An 18,481-nucleotide genomic window follows, 5' to 3' on the forward strand; every position below is an offset into this window, starting at 1 on the left:
CGCTGCCCTCACTCCTTTATTAGATCAAGCGCCTGTTTTTTCAGACGAAATTTTTGAATCTTCCCTGAGGCGGTCATCGGATACTCGTCTGTGATGAAAAAATATTTCGGAATTTTGTAGCGTGCCATTTGTGACTGACAGTAGCTGGTTAATGTCTCAATCGTCACCGCGTGACCTTGTTTGAGCCGAATGAATGCGGCGGCTTCTTCTCCGTAAGTCTCGTCAGGAATACCGACGACCTGTGCATCAAGAATGGCTGGATGCGTGTAAAGAACGTCTTCAATCTCTTTTGGATAAACATTTTCCCCGCCTCTAATGATCATATCTTTCAGCCGTCCTGTGATTATCACATAGCCATCCTCATCCATCTCCGCTAAATCTCCTGTATGAAGCCACCCGTCCTCATCAATGACTTCATTTGTGGCTTCTTCATTTTTATAGTAGCCTTTCATCACGTGATAGCCTCTCGTGCACAGCTCGCCTTGTTCTCCTCTTGGTACTTCATATGGGGTACCTGGGGCGGTGATTTTCACTTCGATGTGAGGAAGCGCCCGGCCGACTGTTTGAACCCGCCTTTCAAATGAATCATCCGTTCTTGTTTGGGTAATGACAGGTGAGCTTTCAGTCTGGCCGTAGGCAATCGTGAGCTCCTTCAGACCCATTTGTTCAATGACGGCTTTCATCACATGGGATGGGCATAGAGATCCTGCCATAATGCCGGTGCGTAATGTAGACAGATTGTACTTGTGGAAATTCGGATGATCAAGCTCTGCAATGAACATTGTCGGGACGCCGTGAAGAACCGTGCACTTCTCTTTTTCCACTGTTTGAAGGACGCGCTCTGGGTGGAAAGATTCAATTGGAATGATCGTGCCACCTTTTGCGAGACAAGCAAGTACGCCAAGAACAGACCCAAAGCAATGAAAAAACGGCACGGGGATACACATGCGGTCTTCACGGGTGAGCTTCATGCAATCTGCGATTTGACTGGCATTGCAGACGATGTTTGTATGGCTGAGCATGACGCCTTTTGGGTAGCCGGTAGTCCCTGACGTATATTGCATATTAATGACGTCATCAGGCGTCAGCTCCTCCATTCGTTTCTCCCATTCATCATCCTCCGTTCTTTTGGTAGCAGCTTGAATACTGTCCCAGCTGCGCATGCCCTTTGGCGTGCGCTCGCCAATATAGACGACACTTTTTAAATATGGAAATGCTGTTGAAGTGATCTCGCCCTGATGAGCTGTTTGGAGCTCTGGGATGAGGTCTTCAAGCATTCTGACATAAGATGTCTCTTTAAACCCGTCTACGATAAACAGCATGCTGCTATCAGAGTGCTTTAGTAAGTAAGCGAGTTCTTGTGATTGAAAGTTCGTATTCACGGTGACAAGAACGGCTCCAATAGAAGCGCAGGCGAATTGCAGCATGAGCCATTCAGGTACATTGGGTGCCATAATGGCGATATGATCTCCTTTTTGAACGCCTAATGCCATAAGACCTTTCCCTGTTTCCTTGACCTCTTTAAAAAACGCTTCGTATGAATAACGTAATGAACGTTCTGGATACACAATGGCTTCATGTGCTGGGTGCTGCTCCTTTTTCTCTTTTAATAGGGAGCCAATCGTTTGTGGATGAATCGACATCATGAATTTCCTCCCCCACCAATAGTAAGCGTTTTCATAACAGAATTAAGCTAACAATTGTCTTGCGATGACTAAACGCTGAATTTCAGAGGTGCCTTCTCCAATTTCCATGAGCTTGGCATCTCTCACAAGCCGTTCTACCCCGCACTCTTTCATATAGCCTGTTCCTCCGTGAATTTGGACAGCATCAAGACTTGCTTTTGTCGCCATTTCTGAAGCGAAAAGTTTGGCATAGGCAGCTTCTTTTGTAAATGGCTTGCCATGATCTTTCAGCCAGGCGGCTTTCCACACCATTTGTCTAGCGAGTTCTATTTGCATCGCCATATCTGCCAGCTTAAACTGAATGGCTTGAAAGGAAGAAAGAGTCTGCCCAAATTGCTTTCTTTCCTTTGCATAGGAGAGAGAAGCATCTAGTGCAGCTTGTGCGATCCCAACAGATAAGGCAGCAATCGAAATTCGCCCCCCGTCTAAAGTGTATAAAAATTGCTTGAAGCCTTTGTTTGGATCTCCTAATATATGATGAGCTGGTACACGTACGTTGTCTAAAATGATTTCAGCCGTATCTGAACCGCGCACCCCCATTTTGTCGTATGGATTTGTAATGGTCAGCCCTTTTTGCCCTTTTTCTACAATGAAGGCGGAAATGATCGGGCGGCCGTGCTCATCGTGATCCGATACGGCGGTAACGATAATGGTTCTGGCAAAATTGGCGTTTGTGATCCAGCATTTCTCCCCGCTAATCACATATTCTTGTCCGTCTTTGACCGCTTTTGTTTTTGTCCCTTTAGCATCTGATCCTGCATTTGGCTCCGTTAATCCGAAGGAACCGAGTGCTGTTCCAGAGGCCAGCGGGACGAGGTGATCCATTTTTTGTTCCTCTGTACCGAAGTAATACAGCGGGCTTGCGCCTAAGGAAACGGCCGCGGCATAGCTAAGACCTGTACTGGCACACTGTTTTCCGATTTCTTCTACAGCGAGCGCATATGAGATTGTATCTCCACCTGAGCCTCCGTATTTCTCTGGAAAAGGAATACCCATCAAGCCGAGCTCCCCCATTTTTTGAAAAGTTTGGGCTGGGAATACAGCCTGTTCATCAATGGTTTGAGCGAGTGGTGCAATTTCTTCCTTGGCGAATTCTTTGACCATCTGCCGAATCATTTGCTGTTCTTTCGTTAATTCAAAATCCATCGTGTTTCCCCCTTTGGCTCTTTTCTATCATATTTATTAATCAAGTGGCTGCTTCATGCCAAGCTTGGCTGAATTCAGAAAATTAAAACAAAAATAATAGAAAAAAGCATGAACGAAGAAAATCCTCATTCATGCTTTTTCGTTATCTCACTCTTTTTGTAGAAGGTTTGCTTTCGTGATGAAGACGATTGAGAGCCGTTACTTTGTAAGTAACACTCTTATTCTGGTGAACTGAAAGATCTTTGACGGATGTCAGCGTACCAGTTTCTTTTCTAACAGTTTGAAGCAACTCATATGTTCCTTTCGTCGTCAATCGATAGACTGCATAATAGGATGCGGTAGATTGCGGATCATTTTTGATCTGTAAAGCTGCACCATCTGCTGTTTTTTTAATAGATTGAATGATTGGTTTTTTTGGCGCTTTCTGATGAAGCCAAGGCATTTCTGGAATGAGAGCCGGTTTACGGTACGCATCTTCTATCAATCGATTTTTGACATTCAAAGGGTTACGGTTGATATCCTTTAGGCTAAAGTGCATGCTTCCCTGTACGAGAGGTGACTGTCTGTTTAGCTGGATCTGCCGAAAGTATTCTTCTGGATCTGACCAAGCGGGATCACTGTTTTGATTAATTTTATACGTCGCCTGACCAATGTACAGGTGAACAGGCTCTCCCTTCACTTCATTTGACCACCATTTCGTGAGCACGTCATAGGCGGCTGCCTGAAAACCGATGCTCCAGTAAATTTGCGGGGTGACATAGTCGATATCATGCTGTTGAATCCACTCTCTTGTATCAGCATACAAATCATCGTAATTGGTCATCCCTGCTGTGGTATTTGAACCAGACGGATCATCCTTTATGTTGCGCCATACTCCAAATGGGCTAATACCAAATTTCACATACGGCTTTACTTTCTTCACGGTGTCGTTGATTTGCTTGACCAATTGGTTCACATTATCTCTTCGCCAATCTTCTATATGCGTAAATGCCTTTTTTCCATATGTTTCATACGTTTCTTGATCTGGGAACGGCACACCGGCTATTTTATTCGGGTAAAAATAATCATCCATATGCACTGCATCAATATCGTAGTTTTTCACGACTTCTTCTATACCGCCGACAATGAACTCCTGAGCTTTTGGAATGCCTGGATTGAAATAAAGCTGATTTCCGTATGCAATGGTCCAATCAGGATGTTTTTTTGCCGGGTGATCGGCTGATAAACGGCTGAGATCGGTATGATTCATTGTGATGCGATACGGGTTAAACCAAGCGTGAAATTCGAGCCCGCGTTTATGAGCTTCTTCGATCATGAATTCAAGCGGGTCATACCCGGGATCTTTCCCTTGCGTGCCGGTTAAATATTCGGACCACGGCCCGTATGCCGAAGGGTAAAAGGCATCTGCTGTCGGTTTAATTTGCATGATCACGGCATTCATATTCATCGCTTTGATCTCATCTAACAAATGAATAAACTCTTCTTTTTGCTCTTTGACAGGCAGCCCTTTCTTTGAAGGCCAATCTAAATTATAAACCGATGCGATCCATACTGCGCGCATCTCTCTTGTGCTTTCAAGCTTCCCTTTTGGGATTGGACGAGCTAGACTGCTAGAAGGAATCAATAAGAATACAAACATTAAAATTAGTGTTAGACACGTCATACAGATCTTTTTCACCATTTTTTTCATCACCTCATCATCAGTTTATTCCGCTTTTTGAGATCGAATGCCAGCAGATGGTGTCAGCAGGATGTTTTTCATTTCCTTGAGCTGGGCTTCAGGGATGTCACAAGCCTCGATTAAATACCGCTGTGCACTCCCGTATGTCTCCATCATTTCGTTTAGCACATCTCCCAGATAATCTTGCTGCACACCGAGAAGCGGCTGAATTTGCTCTTTTGATACCCGATATAAACTCATCATCCGGACAAATCGCTGCTGCCTTCTGACAAGCATTTTCACCCCTTCGTTAGAGCGCATGTATTCACTTAAAACGGCAGACATCGGTACACCTGCTGCTAATTGAATGAGGGCAGATAAAAAGCCTGTCCGGTCCTTACCGCTTGTGCAGTGAAGCATCAGCGGGTAATTGCTTTTATCTGAAAGCAGTGTGAACAGTTGCTGAATTTCTTCTTTACGCTCTGTGAGCATGCTTTGATATAAATCCTTCATAATCGGTGTGAAAGTGAAAGATTTCCCTTCTGCTACCAGCATACGAAACATGGTCCATTTACTTGGCATCTTACTGTCAGGATGCATGGGAATATGGACGATTTTGTTATGTTCCTTGATCTTTGGCGGATGTGATTTGCGTTCTGAGGCTGTACGAAGATCACAAACGGTTTGAATCCCAAGGGTCGAAAACGTCTCGATATCTTGTTTCGTCAGACGGGACAAATCTGCGGATCGATAAATCATCCCCTCCCTGATCACCATTTCATCTGTTGTGTGAAGTCCCCCTACTTCTCTAAAATTCGCAAGCTTTGAAAATGGGTTGTTTGATTGATTCATAGAAGTGAAAGTCCTTTCCGTTACGTTCTTTTCTCTATCATACGCTTTTATCGAGATGGGGAAAAGAGAAGCCATTTGGTATAATGGAAAAAGCACATTCAGTTGGATTGGAGATATGTAGCATGATCAAAACAAAACGGATTCAGCAAATCAAAGAGTATGTGTTTGACCGAGAATCTGCCTCACTAGATGAGCTTGTGGCGCATTTTGGCGTTTCAAAAAACACGATACGCCGAGATGTACAAGCATTGGTCGAGTCCGGCGTGCTCAAAAAAGTATATGGCGGAGTGGCTGTGAATCATTCAACATTAGTAGTATATCAGGAGCGAAAGACCCGTCAGCTGAATAAAAAGCAATTGATTGGTCAAACGGCTGCTGCTTTTGTGGAGAATGGGGATATGATTTTTGTTGATTCTGGAACGACAACACTTGAGATGCTTCCCTATTTGACTGAGAAACAGGTGACTGTTGTGACCAATAATGTAGATTTTATTACACAGGCGATGCCTTATGAGAATTTCACTATCTTTTCCACCGGCGGGATGCTTGAGAGAAAAACGAATTCATTCGTTGGCTATCAAAGTGTAGAGCGTTTGAAAGCTTACAATGTCAATAAAGCCTTTATCGCATCAACTGGTTTATCCATTGATCACGGCGTCACGAATTCGTCCCCGCTTGAAACGGATATTAAAAAGACGGTTGTTGAAAAAAGTGCCAAAACGTTTTTATTAGTGGATGATAGTAAATTTAATCATTACGCTTTGACCACATTTTGTCATTTGCAAGATCTTGATGTCGTCGTGACGAATAAACAGCCAAATGAAGATTATCTTCAATATGGAAAAGAGCATGATGTACGGTTTGTCACGCCTTCATCAAAATAGATGGATCACAAAACAACGGCTCAGGAATTTGAGCCGTTGTTTGATTCATTCATTTCAAGCTGCATGATCAGGCGGAATAAAAAGCGGTATACGGCTGAGATGACTTCAATGAAGGGCATATCTTCATGGATGTCCTCAAGCTCAAGAAGCTGTAAATTCACATCAAACAAGCCGTCTTGCCCATTAAATTGAAGCTGCGCACCATTTAATGAAGCCAGCATGTCCTTTAGAATGCCTGTGTCTTTTTTAGGACGTTTGAAACCGAATAACACGGTATACGTTTGAAATACTTCGTCCCATTCAATGGCTAATCCATCGACTCTCACCACATCAAACCACTTTGATTCGATATAAATGAATTCTTTTTGATGTTGTTTTACATATGTAAGCGGTGTGTTTAGAAATGAGGCGCCCTCTGATTGAATCATGTCCTCGGATTCTTTGTTTACACGCTCTATATATACATCGCTAAAGCGTGCCTCTTCCTTTATTCTTGCACCCTCTAAAGGCCAATTGTGGCGCGCCGCTTCGTCATATTCAAAGTCTGTCAGCGCTTGTTCTTCTTTCAATAAATCTTGTAAGCGATTTTGTAGCGACATGGCTATGTCTCCTTTCTTCTCCTTCATGTGCGTGTATTATTTTAGCATAACTCATGAAAAGAAAGATATGGCTCAGCATATGATGGTATGATAGTGTCAAAAGAAACATCTCGGAGGGGTACGTTTTGCTCACAATGACACTGGCAGAAAAAATCGTAGACGAGGTCAAAAAGGTGCTGACTGAGGAAATCATCATTACACAAACAAACGGCACCATCATAGCGGCAACAGATCCAGCGCGCATTGGTCAATTTCATGAAGGGGCATATTTGACATCCTTTGAAGGACAAAAACGAATTCTCACAAAGGATGATGAGCAACGAATGAAAGGGGTCAAAGCTGGCATCAATCTGCCTATTTATTTTAAGCAAGAGGTCATTGGTGTGATTGGGATGACAGGAAATCCCGTCCATGTCTCTCCATTTGGCGAAATATTAAGAAAAATGACCGAATTGCTTATTCAAGAACATGAATTTTTTCTAGAAACGGAAACCGATGAACGGCAGCTTGAAGCGTTTGTGTTCGACTGGCTTCATCTGCCAGAGACAGCCATCGATCTCACTGAAAAAGCAGCGCGGCTTCAGCTTGATATCAATAAGCAGCGTGCGGTCGTCCTCATTGATTGTCACGATGAATCGTTTATGAAGCAGGATCAATACAAAAAAGTGAAGGAAATGCTGCATCTCACCAATCAGGAAATGATCGTCCGCTGGGGACATGCCCGCTTTTTGCTCATGCTGCAAACCTCGGCAAATGATCGTGATACTTTGCGGCAGCGTCTTTTTCACATCCATGCTGCGCTCACCGCACGTCCTAAGTCAAAGGTTTTGATAGGTGCGGGAAAACCTGCAGCTGGACAGATGATGAAGCAATCATTTCATCAAGCCTTTCGTGCTTTAAAAATGGCGAATGCAGATACACCGATTGTGTTTGATGAAGATTTAACACTTGAACTTTTTATAGAAGAAGTGAGTCAGGAAACAAAAGAAGTGTTCCTTGATCGAACGATTGTCCCGCTTCTCCCCTACCCTGAACTAGTGAAAACATTGCGTGTACTCATGACGTCAGATTGCTCATTAAAATATACTGCGGAAGCGATGCACGTACATATCAATACACTGCATTACAGGCTAAAACGTATCCAAGATTTAACGACACTTGATCCGAAACGCATGCAGGATGCGATGCTCTTTTATTTAGCCTTGATGCTATTAGATCATCATCCAAATAAACGAGGCGAGAAGCCCGATATTTTGTAGAATCGTCCATAGGCATGAGGCGATTCTTTTTTTATACTGAAAGAAACGGTATGTCTAATCAGTAGGAGTGAATATACATGTTGAATTCTGAATTTTCAAGTCAATTAAAAGAGATTGTCGGGGCGTCTTATGTACAGGGCAGCAAGGCAGACCGGCTTGCTTATTCTTATGATGCAACGCCTAATTTTCAGCATATGCCAGATGTCATCGTAAGCCCGCACACGGCTGAGGAAATCCAGCAAATTGTTCGGCTCTGCGCCTCATATAAGGTGCCGATTGTGCCAAGAGGATCCGGTACGAACCTTTGTGCAGGCACCTGTCCTACACAAGGCGGACTTGTGATGTTGTTTACAAGAATGAACCAATTCATCGAAATTGACGAAGAAAACCTGACTGCAACGGTCCAGCCTGGTTTGATCACACAGGAACTCATTCACCAAGTAGAGGCAAGAGGCCTTTTCTATCCACCAGACCCAAGCTCGATGAAAATTTCGACGTTAGGCGGCAATATTAATGAAAATTCAGGTGGGCTCCGGGGGTTAAAATATGGTGTGACGAGAGATTATGTACTTGGACTTGAAGTGGTTCTGCCAAATGGTGACATCATCAAAACGGGCGGCAAGCTCGCAAAGGACGTGGCCGGGTATGATATGACCCGTTTATTTGTTGGATCAGAAGGAACGCTCGGAATTGTCACTGAAGCCACGCTAAAGCTTTTGCCGCTTCCAGAAACAAAACAAACGATGCTTTGTTTATATGAAAGCCTTGAGGAAGCAGCTGCATCAGTTTCGGCGATTATTGCAGAGCGTATCATCCCCGCCACGTTAGAATTTATGGATCAGCCGACACTAGAAGTCGTCGAAGACTTTGCCAAAATCGGCCTGCCGACTGACGTTCAAGCGGTGCTATTAATCGAACAGGACGGCAATCCTGAGGCTGTTTCCCGTGATATGCAAAGCATTGCAAAGGTTTGTCAGCAGCACGGTGCAAAAGAAGTGAATATCGCACACTCTGAAGAAGAAGCAAGTGCCCTTTTAACAGCGAGGCGAGCCGCTTTATCTGCCCTCGCCCGTTTAAGCCCTACGACCATTTTAGAAGATGCCACAGTGCCCCGTTCTGAAATTGCGAACATGGTGCGCGCGATCGAAGACATTGCGAGAGAGTACGACGTGAAAATCTGTACATTTGGTCATGCAGGTGACGGAAATCTGCATCCTACTTGTGCAACTGATGCAAGAAATGAAGAAGAAATGAAGCGGGTTGAAGAAGCCTTTCAGGCCATTTTTGAAAAAGCAGTCTCCCTTGGCGGCACCATTACGGGTGAGCATGGTGTGGGTCTAATGAAAGCCCCCTATTTGGAGCTAAAGGTCAAAAAAGAAGGAATCGCTGCAATGAAAGCGATCAAACAAGCGCTAGATCCAGCAAATATCATGAATCCTGATAAGGTGTTTGGAAAAGCGGCAAGGAAGCGAGTGGTGGTCTCATGAATTCCTCTAAACAAACAAAGATTCAGCAAACATTTCAACAGCAAATGGATGAAAAGGAGCTGCTCAATTGCATGCGCTGCGGCTTCTGCCTCCCTTCCTGCCCTACTTATATCGAATCCGGTCAACAAGAAACGCACTCTCCCCGAGGCCGAATTGCTTTAATGAAGGCTGTAAGAGACGGCGTGATTGAGCCTGATGAAGATGTCGAACATTCATTGAACCTTTGTCTTGGCTGCCGTGCATGTGAACCGGTCTGCCCCTCAGGCGTCAAATATGGACGTTTACTTGAGGATGCAAGAGACATCATTCAGCAGCACAAAAAACAATCCCTTCCTGTCAAATTTGTGAGACGTGTTGTGTTTAAAGGACTCTTTCCTTCCGAAAGCCGGATGCGTCAAGCGGCTAGACTACTGCGATTTTATCAAACCTCTGGTCTGCAAACGGCCGCCCGCAAGTCTGGCATGCTAAAGGTACTTCCGCCGCATTTACAGCTGATGGAAGAGGCCCTTCCAAAGGTGCCGCGACAACAAAAAAGCCGTGCGTTAGAATACAAAGCCATTGGCACAGCAAGAAAACGTGTCGCCTTTTTTACTGGCTGCTTAATGGACACCGTTTTTTCCAGCACAAACGAAGCGACCATCCAGCTTTTGCAGCTGGCCGGCTGTGACGTTGTCGTCCCTCCTGTTCAGACGTGCTGCGGTGCACTTCATGGTCATAGTGGAGAAAAAGAGCAAGCGAAAGAGCTAGCAAGGCGGAATATTGAAGCATTTGAGGAGGTTGAGGCAGATGCCATTGTCATGAATGCGGGCGGATGTGGTGCCTTTTTAAGTGATTATGATTATTTACTAAAGGATGATCCGTCTTTTCAAAAGCGAGGTGAAGCCTTCTCACAGAAAATCACGGATATATCAGACATTCTCGTGGAGCTGGAATTTCACGGCCGTACGCCGCTTGCTTTGCCAGAGCAAGTCATCACCTATCAAGATTCCTGTCATTTGCGGAACGGAATGGGTGTACAGCAAGCGCCAAGGGTGCTCATGAAGGCAATTCAAGGGGTATCATTTAAAGAAATGAAGGATGCCGACCGCTGCTGCGGATCCGCCGGAATTTATAATATCTTGCAGCCACAAATGTCGATGCAAATTTTAGATCATAAAATGACAGAAGCTAGTCAAACAGCTGCGACTGCTATTGTCACGTCCAATCCAGGCTGCCAGCTGCAAATGGCAGCAGGTATCAAACGTTCAGGACAATCGAACAGCATGCGTGCTGTTCATCTCGTAGATTTTTTATTAGAAGCGGTTCAATATGGAAAAGAAGCGTCCAGCACATCAAGCTGAACGCTTTTTTTCATGCATATCTTCCGGCAATTGGTTGGATAATAGAGGAAAATTGCGGAAGGAGATGGTTCAAGTGCTGAAGAAAAACAAACAACATCAAAAGGACCCAAATTCAGTATTTGAGGCATTGTCACGTTCCTCTGATTTTACAAACGAGTTGTCACGAAGTGAAGGGTTTCTTTATCGAATTTCTTTTTTTCGTTCTTTAATTAATGGGCATCTACTCCATGAACAAATTTTGCCCTGCATGAAAGAATTACATCTCACCCCTACTCTTGAGGAGCTGAAAGAACGAATTCCCATTGAACAGTCCGTCATCACGACCGATCTTCAGGAAGTGGAAAAAGCGCTTCATTTAGGTAACTTGGCCATTCGGCTCGAAACGGATTGGGGCAAAGCGCTTCTGATCCCGATTGAAGAAAAGAAAGGCAGACAAGTAGGTCCGCCCGAGATAGAATTTGGCATTATTAGTGCACAGGAAGCATTTGTGGAGGTTTTGGATACCAATTTAAATTTGGTCAGACGGCGGCTGCCGACACCGAACCTGAAAGTGTCAGAAAAGACGGTTGGCACGCTTTCGCAAACAAAAGTAGCGGTGTTATATATTGAAGAGATTGCTAATCCGACAAACATTGAAACCGTTCTCCAGCGTATTGAAGACATTGATTTTGATCAAATTTTAGATGCAAATTACCTTGCACAGATGCTTTATGATGTGTCCAATACGATCTTTCCGTTGTTTTTAAATACAGAAAGACCCGACCGCGTCTCTTCAGGTTTATCAGAAGGGAAAATTGCCATATTAGTGGATGGCTCGCCTCATGTCTTGCTTGCCCCGACGATTTTACTTGAGTATTTTTCCACTATGGAAGACTACAATATGTCGTGGATTGCGGCTTCTTGCTTTAGGCTGTTACGCATATTTGCTGTGATATTTTCCATTTTTGCGACACCTTTATATGTAGCCGTTTTAACGTTTCATTATGAGCTAATTCCAAAAGACTTATTAGAAACCATTGTGGCCTCCCGCTATCTGGTTCCATTTCCTCCAATCATTGAGGCGCTATTTTTAGAGATTTCGATTGAATTACTAAGAGAAGCGGGTTCGAGGCTTCCGGCTAAAGTCGGTCAGACGCTCGGGATTGTTGGAGGGATTGTCATTGGACAGGCTGCTGTGGCAGCAGGATTAACAAGTAATATTTTACTCATTATTGTTGCCCTTTCTGCTCTTGCCTCATTTGTCACCCCTATTTACAAAATGGGCAGTGCCATTCGGCTGCTGAGATTTCCCTTTCTACTTGCGGCACAGGTGTGGGGTGCATTAGGTATTGCAGTGATGGGATCATTCCTTCTCACCCATTTAATGAAATTAACGTCTATTGGACGTCCGTATCTAGAGCCTATTTTTCCGCTGCGCCTGACAGATCTAAAGGGCAGTTTAATTCGTCCTCAGCTTCGTTTTTTGAATAAAAGACCGGAAAATTTACGCCCGCAAAATGAAACCATCCATCGGCAAAAGCCTAAGCAAGGCCGTAAGGGGAAAAATGATTTTTATGAATAAGGAAGTGAAAGCATGAGTTCTTCTTCTGTAAAAGAGAAATTTCAAGTTTCCCCTTTTTTTGTGTTTTTTCTCGTTAATGCTAATCAAGTTGGTGTTGGCATTTTAAACTTTCAAACAAACCTTGTTCGTTCTATGAATAATGATGGATGGATCGCCATTCTGATTTCTGGCTTCAGTGTCAATGTCATGATCTTTCTTATGTACATGATGTTTAAAAAGGCCCCTTCGGATGAATTTGGTGATATCACGCAATATGTATTTGGCAAGTGGGTTGGGCAATTATTCAACATTCTCTATATCTTATATTTTGCTTCTTTGTCGTTGACCGTTCTCGTCCATTATATGGATGTGATCCATGTATGGCTGTTTAAAGAAATTCCTGGTCTATTGTTTGCGTCTGTACTTCTGCTGCTCGTGTATTACATTCATACCGGCGGGTTTAGAACGATTGCTGGATGGGCATTTTTTAGTATTGTACTGACGTATTGGATGACGTTTATTTGTTTTTATGCCATGAAATATAGTCACATTCGTTTCATGTTCCCGATGTTTGATCATACATTTTCGCAGCTGTTGATGGGAGTCAAAGATGCTTCATTATCCATGTTTGGTTTTGGCACACTGCTTGTCTATTATCCCTTTATTAAACATGCGCAGACGTCTCAAAAATTTGCTCACATGGGGGCATTATTTACGACATGCTTAAATTTACTCGTCTTTCTCGTCTCCATTGCGTATTACTCAAGTGCTCAGCTTAAATTAACAAAATGGCCGACGTTAACGTTAACAAGCATTGTGAAGCTCCCGTTTATCCAGCGCTTTGAATTTATCGAAGTGTCTCTTTGGCTGCTTTTAATCATTCCGAATATCGCGATTCCACTGTGGGCCGCGAGCCGAATGGCAAAACAAGTGCTTCATACAAGCCAGCGCGTCACGTTCATCGCGCTCAGCATCCTCATTCTGGTCATGTTTTCATTTTTTACGGGGGCGACTTCTTTTGAAACCTTTAACCAATGGGTGGAATATAGCGGATACTTTCTTGTATATGGCTTGATTGTCTGTATGGTTATTGGACTGATGTTGAAAAAAAGGTGGGTGAAAAAACGAGCATGAAACATTATATACTCACGGGTCTCATGTTGTTTAGTCTCTTCTTAACTAGCTGTGCACAGCCTCGCCTTTTAGATGAATTAAATATCTCTCAGGCGGCAGGATTTGATTTAATCGAAGATGGAGAAATGAAGGGCTTCTTTGTCTTCCCTGTCTTTAAAAGTGAGGAGCAAGGAAGTTATCAAATATTAAGCGCAAGGTCAAATACCATTAGTAATATTCAGTTTCTCGTATCAGAAAAATCACCTTTTCCAGTCGTCATGGGTCAGGTGCTCGTTATTTTAGTGAGTGAAAAATTAGCAAAGGAAGTCGGCATGATCGATTTAATGAATTACATTTATCGTGATCCTATCATTGGTTCACGCCAAGTGTTTGCGATTGTAGGCGGAGAAGTTGAAGACTTATTATATACAAAAATGAATCAAACGAACTTAAATATAGGTGTGTATCTCTCTGATCTGTTGTCCCAAAATATGCGAAATGGCAATCAACCTGTCACTAATCAGCATATTTTCATGAATCAGATGCTGGCAAAAGGAGTCGATGCTTACCTGCCTTACATCAAGAAAACGAGCAACGCCATTAAAGTCACAGGAGTTGCTCTGTTTGATCAGGAAAAAATGGTCGGTCATATCCCTGGAGAAGACACGTTCACATTTAAAGCGATGATTGAAAATCATAAAAATGGTATCTACGAGTTTCAATTGGCTGATCAAGCAAAGACCCATGTCGTCATTGAAAATATCAAATCACATGTGTCCTACCAGATCAAACCAACGAATAACCTAACAAAAAAGCCTCATATCACGATTGATATCAAGCTGAAGGGTGAATTAAAAGAGTTCATGAAATCCAAAAAAATTGATAAACCGAATATATTGGACCAAGTCGAAAAAGAAGTAGAAAAACATGTCGTTCAGCAAGGACAAGACCTTGTTCAGTCCTTTAAAAAGCAACATATTGATCCGCTTGGGCTAGGCTTAAGGTATCGATCAAAAGACAAAGCCATGACACCAGAAAAATGGCAGGAAATCTATCCTGATGCGGATGTACTAGTTAAATGCCATATGAAAATTGTACAAACTGGTGTCAGTCAATAAAGGAGTTGGAAATTATTCGAAAATATCTTCTTTATTGTTCAATATGGTAGACACGTTCGTTTTGACTCTTGGAACGCCATCTTTTTGAAGATAGTCATTTAAAGTGTTCTCTACTTCACTTTTATCTGTGTGAAGGATCTTAGGTGAACATTGTTCCACAAGGACCGGTCTATTCCCTTTAGCACAGTGTGTCATTGTTTCAAGGGCAATTAAACTGAAAGGTCTTCCTTTGTCTAGCCATGTTTTCATTCTATCCCAGGTTGGACAGCTTAAGGCTGCCAGCCTTCCCCAATGAACGTGAAAATGAGTGCAAGTGACCTCCATCCAATTTAATACTTTGTTAGAGTGGAAACGGTACAGACAGATAAAAGCAGCTGTCGGTAATTCTTTTTCACTGATCGATTTCAATTTTTCTATTACATGTTGTAAACCTTCATCTTCTGGCAAACTGCTGGCCGCTGCCCATGAAAGTGGATAAAGAAATTCTTCGTCAGCCTGATTCACCAGCTCCCTTACCCACCCAGCGGCAGATGTACCTAAAACATCAGCCACAATTTCTAACATGCGTGATTTCACTTCGATATGCTGAGTCTCATCAAACCGGCTTTGAACAGAGTCTAAGGTCCTTTGCTGATCATGCTGTTTCAGCGCATCAATGACATCATCCTCAAGAAACCACCTAGTAATTGAGAAGTTTATTAAAGACGCCAAATCTTGCCGCACGTCTTGTAATGTGGGGGCTTTATCTTCTTTGGTGACGATGACATCATCCTCTGATTGGAAAGCCTGTCCATCCTCTCCATAAAAGTCATCATGCAATAAAAATTGTTTAGGAGAATGGAGAACGGCTAAGTTATACCATTCAATCGGTCGTAAAGAATTGTTGAGTAGTCTCTTGTGACACGGCTGACATAATTGATAAGGTTGTTTCGGTTCATCAGTATCTTCTACCACATCCATTGCGTTTTTTTGACAGGCTTCACATAAGACGACTTTTTCCACTCCATTCACTTCCTTTGAATCTAATCTTCGTCCTTTACATCTATATCTTCAGGAATCGGTTCATTTAAAATCTCTTGGACGAGCTCTTTGTATTGTTCAAGCTGCTTCATATGCGTTTGAAACTGTCCTTGATAAATGAGATATGATTCTCCGTCAAATACAAAGCGGATCTTTTTTTGCTGAATTAATTTCTCAATATACGCCTCTGATACTTCTAAGTATTCAGCTGTTTCTTCGATTGTTAAATACATGTTTATGCACCACCCGTTCGTTTCATCTAACAAATTATATCATGATCTGTTGAAAAAAACGGAAGCCGCCTGTTCATATTTTCTTTCCTGATATCATGATAACAAGTGTTCAGCAAGTAGATCGTCTAGGTGCGAGCAAATATGGTATGATAAAGTTTGCTTGATGGGCGTTTTTCGGTTTGACCTTCAGAGAGGTAAGCGGAAAGCAGACTCATGAGAAAAGTAAAACAAGCATAGGCTTTTAAAAGGATGCTTGAAGAAAATTCGTATTTAAAGGCAGAGTGAAATGAATGGGAACCTTGTTTAATGAAATTTTAACTTGGCTGACAAGCCTTGGTTATGTAGGTGTAGCACTAGGTCTGATGATTGAAATCATTCCGAGTGAAATTGTTCTTGCTTATGGCGGATATATGGTGTCGACAGGAACAATCGGTTTTGTTGGAGCTGTTATCGCTGGCGTCATCGGAGGTACGCTCGCACAGTGTTTTATATACTGGATCGGTCTTTATGGCGGAAGACCTTTTTTAACAAAGTACGGAAAATACTTATTCATCCATGAGCATCATATCGCCACTGCAGAGCGCTGGTTTGATCGATATGGTACCGGTGTAGTGTTTACAGCACGCTTTATTCCTGTTGTGCGCCATGCCATCTCCATTCCAGCGGGTATTGCCAAAATGCCTTTTTTGAAATTTGTTCTCTTGACGGGATTAGCTGCCATCCCTTGGTCTATCTTGTTTATTTATCTTGGCATGCAGCTCGGGACAAAATGGGATCACATTCAAAGTGTTGCTCACGCTTATACAACCCCTATTATGGCCATTGCGATCGGCCTGATCGTTCTCTATTTCGTCTTTAAAAAAATTCGTACGAACCGAAAAAGGACAATCTAATGAAAAACGCCTGACACTGATCTAGTGAAAGGCGTTTTTTCTATGAGTGTAAGGATTGTTTTTTCATATATTGGGATAATTCCATAATCATTGCACCCATTCTCTCAAGTGACGGGGCAAGAAGCCGGTCAATTCCCTCTTCTTTTAAAGCTTCAGCTGTGACTTTTCCAACAGCTACTGCCAGTACGTGATGCTCAAATAGCGCTTGGAGTTCTTCTTTTCTTTCCCATTTTGCCGCTAGTGTGAAAAAGGCGTGCACCTGAACAGCGGTTGTAAAACAGACGGCGTGGACTTTTCCATCTTTCATTTCTTGAAGTAATGTTTCTGCAGCTTCTGGTTCAGGTGGTGTGTGCTGATAAGGTAAAAGCTGCAATACATCTGCCCCTTTGTCATGTAAAAACTTCATGAGAGCCGGAGCGTTTTCTCCGTGCAGCTGCACCATGACACGTTTGTCTTGAAACTCTTTGCCTTCAAGCTTTGAGATTAGGTCACGCACCGTTCCATCTTCATCAGACACGTCTGGCTGAATTCCGCGTTTTTTGAGTGCAGCATAGGTTTTGTATCCTCTTGAAGCAATCTGGGCATTTGATAGAATGTGCATAAATGCTTCCCCTAAATGAAGCTCTTCTGCACTCTCAATTAATGTATCAGTCCCGATACCCGTTGTTAAAATCACCCAATCGGCGCCTTTTTTCACAAAGGTTTCAATGCCTGGCTTTAACTCCTCTTTGGCTAAAAATACGGTTCCTTGAAGAGAACGAATAACGGCTTGTCCCCCTTGTTTTTCGACAAGTGTACGCATTTCTTCTGTTTTTCTCGTTCCACAAATGGCAATCGTTTTTCCAGCTAAGCCTTTACTCAATTTTATCCCTCTTTTTCTATCACATTTGATATGTATTAAATATAGATTTATTTGGAAGACGTTGCAAGTGTCTACTAAAAAAGAGCTTGACGTTTCGGTGGAATTCGAGTATCTTTTGTAAGTGCAAATTGTAGGAGGTCATTATGGAAAAACAGAATGTTCAAGCTTATCGATTATCAATTGCAGACCCAACACCACTTGGTTTGTTTGGTTTAGCAATGGTGACGCTCGTTGCGTCCTCACAAAAACTAGGAATTACAGATGGCACTTCCCTTATTTTACCTTGGGCTATCTTCCTTGGAGGCATCGCGCAGCTGATCGCGTCCATACAAGATTCAAAGCACCACAATATTTTTGGAGCCACTGCCTTTGGCGCATTCGGTCTTTTTTGGATGGGCGTTGGAACGACTTGGCTCATTCAAGCGGGCGTTTTTGGGAAAACGCTTGCGGGAGCAGCAGATCCAAAACAACTAGGTTTTGCGTTTATCGGGTATTTAATTTTCAGCTTGTTTATGACGATTGGTGCAATGGAAACACATAAAGTATTATTTTTGATTTTCGTCTTTATTGATTTCTTATTCCTTGGTCTTTCCCTAAGCTCATTTGGTGTGATGTACGACGTGACTCATACCATTGCCGGCATTGCAGAATTGATCATTTCCCTACTTTCATTTTATGGTTCAGCAGCAGTTGTGCTCAATACTCATTTTGGCCGTACTGTACTGCCAATTGGACAACCATTTCGTATTTTTACAAAAGCATAAGTAAAAAAAGAACTGCTTTGTGCAGT

Annotated in this window: 17 protein-coding genes; 9 read left to right on the plus strand and 8 right to left on the minus strand. The window is 42.8% G+C overall.

What is annotated here, in order from left to right:
- Nucleotides 1–8 precede the first annotated feature (8 nt).
- The 4 genes from CKW02_RS09275 to CKW02_RS09290 all read right to left on the minus strand — a co-directional run bounded on the left by CKW02_RS09275 (nt 9) and on the right by CKW02_RS09290 (nt 5,343).
- A complete protein-coding gene (locus CKW02_RS09275; RefSeq protein ID WP_003211923.1) occupies nt 9–1,646 on the minus strand; it encodes an AMP-binding protein in 1,638 nt (545 codons plus the stop codon).
- Nucleotides 1,647–1,688: 42 nt separating this feature from the next.
- Nucleotides 1,689–2,831 carry an acyl-CoA dehydrogenase family protein gene (locus tag CKW02_RS09280; RefSeq protein ID WP_003211257.1) on the minus strand — a complete coding sequence of 381 codons (1,143 nt, stop codon included), beginning with the start codon at nt 2,829–2,831 and terminating at the stop codon, nt 1,689–1,691.
- A 142-nt stretch (nt 2,832–2,973) separates the two neighbouring features.
- Nucleotides 2,974–4,512 (minus strand): glycoside hydrolase family 10-like protein, encoded by a 1,539-nt coding sequence (locus CKW02_RS09285; RefSeq protein ID WP_034619853.1) that lies wholly within the window; start codon nt 4,510–4,512, stop codon nt 2,974–2,976.
- A 24-nt stretch (nt 4,513–4,536) separates the two neighbouring features.
- Nucleotides 4,537–5,343, minus strand: a complete 807-nt coding sequence (locus tag CKW02_RS09290; protein WP_003211486.1) for a tyrosine-protein phosphatase — start codon at nt 5,341–5,343, stop codon at nt 4,537–4,539.
- 122 nt (nt 5,344–5,465) lie between these two features.
- Between CKW02_RS09290 and CKW02_RS09295 the strand changes: the two genes are divergently transcribed.
- Nucleotides 5,466–6,227: a DeoR/GlpR family DNA-binding transcription regulator gene (locus CKW02_RS09295; RefSeq protein ID WP_003211096.1), complete on the plus strand. Its 762-nt coding sequence runs from the start codon at nt 5,466–5,468 to the stop codon at nt 6,225–6,227.
- Nucleotides 6,228–6,247: 20 nt separating this feature from the next.
- Here the strand turns inward: CKW02_RS09295 and CKW02_RS09300 are convergent, their stop codons facing one another.
- Entirely contained in the window at nt 6,248–6,826 is a 579-nt protein-coding gene (locus CKW02_RS09300; RefSeq protein WP_003210826.1) for a hypothetical protein, read from the minus strand.
- A 125-nt stretch (nt 6,827–6,951) separates the two neighbouring features.
- Here CKW02_RS09300 and CKW02_RS09305 point away from each other — a divergent pair, with 125 nt between their 5' ends.
- The 6 genes from CKW02_RS09305 (at nt 6,952) to CKW02_RS09330 (ending at nt 14,683) form a co-directional block, all read left to right on the plus strand.
- Nucleotides 6,952–8,085 carry a CdaR family transcriptional regulator gene (locus tag CKW02_RS09305; protein ID WP_003210762.1) on the plus strand — a complete coding sequence of 378 codons (1,134 nt, stop codon included), beginning with the start codon at nt 6,952–6,954 and terminating at the stop codon, nt 8,083–8,085.
- A gap of 77 nt (nt 8,086–8,162) precedes the next feature.
- On the plus strand, nt 8,163–9,572 hold the full coding sequence (gene glcD, locus CKW02_RS09310; RefSeq protein ID WP_003211525.1) for a glycolate oxidase subunit GlcD: 1,410 nt from the start codon (nt 8,163–8,165) through the stop codon (nt 9,570–9,572).
- Complete coding sequence (locus CKW02_RS09315) at nt 9,569–10,912, plus strand: (Fe-S)-binding protein (protein ID WP_003212223.1); 1,344 nt, start codon at nt 9,569–9,571, stop codon at nt 10,910–10,912. Before glcD ends, CKW02_RS09315 begins: the two co-directional genes overlap by 4 nt.
- 73 nt (nt 10,913–10,985) lie before the next feature.
- Nucleotides 10,986–12,473, plus strand: coding sequence for a spore germination protein (locus CKW02_RS09320; RefSeq protein ID WP_095117940.1), 1,488 nt, complete (start codon nt 10,986–10,988; stop codon nt 12,471–12,473).
- A gap of 12 nt (nt 12,474–12,485) precedes the next feature.
- Nucleotides 12,486–13,586, plus strand: a complete 1,101-nt coding sequence (locus tag CKW02_RS09325) for a GerAB/ArcD/ProY family transporter (protein ID WP_003212426.1) — start codon at nt 12,486–12,488, stop codon at nt 13,584–13,586.
- A complete protein-coding gene (locus CKW02_RS09330) occupies nt 13,583–14,683 on the plus strand; it encodes a Ger(x)C family spore germination protein (protein ID WP_003212267.1) in 1,101 nt (366 codons plus the stop codon). The genes CKW02_RS09325 and CKW02_RS09330 overlap by 4 nt, the downstream gene beginning before the upstream one ends.
- Nucleotides 14,684–14,695: 12 nt before the next feature.
- Here CKW02_RS09330 and CKW02_RS09335 read toward each other — a convergent pair whose 3' ends face one another.
- Both CKW02_RS09335 and CKW02_RS09340 read right to left on the minus strand, forming a co-directional pair.
- Complete coding sequence (locus CKW02_RS09335; protein ID WP_034619848.1) at nt 14,696–15,685, minus strand: hypothetical protein; 990 nt, start codon at nt 15,683–15,685, stop codon at nt 14,696–14,698.
- Nucleotides 15,686–15,705: 20 nt separating this feature from the next.
- A complete protein-coding gene (locus CKW02_RS09340; protein ID WP_003212354.1) occupies nt 15,706–15,936 on the minus strand; it encodes an excisionase family DNA-binding protein in 231 nt (76 codons plus the stop codon).
- A gap of 290 nt (nt 15,937–16,226) precedes the next feature.
- Here CKW02_RS09340 and uptA point away from each other — a divergent pair, with 290 nt between their 5' ends.
- Nucleotides 16,227–16,829, plus strand: a complete 603-nt coding sequence (uptA, locus tag CKW02_RS09345; protein WP_003211157.1) for an undecaprenyl phosphate transporter UptA — start codon at nt 16,227–16,229, stop codon at nt 16,827–16,829.
- Between the two features lie 40 nt (nt 16,830–16,869).
- On the opposite strand, the gene CKW02_RS09350 is transcribed toward uptA, so the two are convergent.
- Entirely contained in the window at nt 16,870–17,691 is an 822-nt protein-coding gene (locus CKW02_RS09350) for a uroporphyrinogen-III synthase (protein WP_003210881.1), read from the minus strand.
- A gap of 143 nt (nt 17,692–17,834) precedes the next feature.
- Between CKW02_RS09350 and CKW02_RS09355 the strand changes: the two genes are divergently transcribed.
- On the plus strand, nt 17,835–18,455 hold the full coding sequence (locus tag CKW02_RS09355) for an acetate uptake transporter (RefSeq protein ID WP_044141318.1): 621 nt from the start codon (nt 17,835–17,837) through the stop codon (nt 18,453–18,455).
- The last annotated feature ends 26 nt before the right edge of the window (nt 18,456–18,481 follow it).

Source organism: Bacillus pumilus (genome assembly GCF_900186955.1).
In the GTDB taxonomy this organism is placed as follows: Bacteria; Bacillota; Bacilli; order Bacillales; family Bacillaceae; genus Bacillus; species Bacillus pumilus.

Excerpts from the sequence above, each read along its gene's own strand:
- CKW02_RS09330 (WP_003212267.1), top strand. The coding sequence starts at position 13,583 with ATGAAACATTATATACTCACGGGTCTCATGTTGTTTAGTCTCTTCTTA.
- CKW02_RS09355 (WP_044141318.1), top strand. The coding sequence starts at position 17,835 with ATGGAAAAACAGAATGTTCAAGCTTATCGATTATCAATTGCAGACCCA.
- uptA (WP_003211157.1), top strand. The coding sequence starts at position 16,227 with ATGGGAACCTTGTTTAATGAAATTTTAACTTGGCTGACAAGCCTTGGT.
- glcD (WP_003211525.1), top strand. The coding sequence starts at position 8,163 with ATGTTGAATTCTGAATTTTCAAGTCAATTAAAAGAGATTGTCGGGGCG.
- CKW02_RS09290 (WP_003211486.1), bottom strand. The coding sequence starts at position 5,343 with ATGAATCAATCAAACAACCCATTTTCAAAGCTTGCGAATTTTAGAGAA.
- CKW02_RS09315 (WP_003212223.1), top strand. The coding sequence starts at position 9,569 with ATGAATTCCTCTAAACAAACAAAGATTCAGCAAACATTTCAACAGCAA.
- CKW02_RS09275 (WP_003211923.1), bottom strand. The coding sequence starts at position 1,646 with ATGATGTCGATTCATCCACAAACGATTGGCTCCCTATTAAAAGAGAAA.
- CKW02_RS09300 (WP_003210826.1), bottom strand. The coding sequence starts at position 6,826 with ATGTCGCTACAAAATCGCTTACAAGATTTATTGAAAGAAGAACAAGCG.
- CKW02_RS09295 (WP_003211096.1), top strand. The coding sequence starts at position 5,466 with ATGATCAAAACAAAACGGATTCAGCAAATCAAAGAGTATGTGTTTGAC.
- CKW02_RS09340 (WP_003212354.1), bottom strand. The coding sequence starts at position 15,936 with ATGTATTTAACAATCGAAGAAACAGCTGAATACTTAGAAGTATCAGAG.
- CKW02_RS09285 (WP_034619853.1), bottom strand. The coding sequence starts at position 4,512 with ATGGTGAAAAAGATCTGTATGACGTGTCTAACACTAATTTTAATGTTT.
- CKW02_RS09280 (WP_003211257.1), bottom strand. The coding sequence starts at position 2,831 with ATGGATTTTGAATTAACGAAAGAACAGCAAATGATTCGGCAGATGGTC.
- CKW02_RS09325 (WP_003212426.1), top strand. The coding sequence starts at position 12,486 with ATGAGTTCTTCTTCTGTAAAAGAGAAATTTCAAGTTTCCCCTTTTTTT.